The organism is Psychrobacter sp. AOP30-A2-5 (assembly GCF_052378115.1).
Lineage (GTDB): Bacteria > Pseudomonadota > Gammaproteobacteria > Pseudomonadales > Moraxellaceae > Psychrobacter.
The window spans coordinates 1-763 of record NZ_JBQSXK010000063.1 but is presented as its reverse complement, the minus strand read 5'-3'; the positions used below and the strand labels follow the sequence as shown (position 1 = coordinate 763).

General features: G+C 46.9%; 1 protein-coding gene. It reads right to left on the bottom strand.

What is annotated here, in order from left to right:
- Window positions 1–39: 39 nt before the first annotated feature.
- Window positions 40–763 (bottom strand): recombination directionality factor (locus ACT3S4_RS14370; protein ID WP_444761309.1); only part of this gene is annotated, 724 nt, incomplete at its 5' end.

Below are 763 nucleotides of genomic sequence, written 5' to 3'. Positions count from 1 at the left end.
ATCAGCTCCTCTTTTATACCGTCTATCCTTATCACTGCTTTAACTTATAGCTGTCACACTCTCCCTTAGACTTCTTTCGATATTACCGACATTGTAGGGAGCAATACCATTTTGCGACGCTCCTTGATGATCACTATTAGCCTCATCTGCCTCTACTGGATAAAACTCTTCTGCCACATCCAATAGGTTATCGCTATCAACCTCAAAGCAAGAATTGACATAGCCTTGCTTAGCAGCTATCTCTAACGCTGCTTGGTCAAAACCATGTTCGCTAAGCTCACAATCAATCGATTGCGCATCTTGTACCGCTTGCTTTAAAGTCACACCATCACGTAGCGTCAAATCCACAAAGTAGATGGGTGTACGGTAGCTTTGCGTGGTGCTTTTGCCACGTAGCGTTAATTGGAGTGGTAAACAGGATAGCTTATTGCCTGATACCGCTGCGAAGTAGCTCAGGCGTGCTGCCAGTGTACGAATGCTATTGAAACCCGTGGTACGAAAGATAAACGTGCCAAGCTCATCGTCTTCACTAAGGTTGACGTAGAGCCTACCGTAGGGCTTACAAGCACCGCCTTGTGCTAGTGGGCAGCGATCAGGTGATGGGCATGGCAGCTGCTCAACACCGTTACTCGTTCTGCGCTGACAATGTTCACCATCGCCTACGCAAAGTGGGCGTCCAGTTTGCCTATCAAATAGCGTGTATTCAGCTCTGAGGTTAAGCTCAGGATCATTAAATAACATGCGTACGGGAATCTGTCTGAGT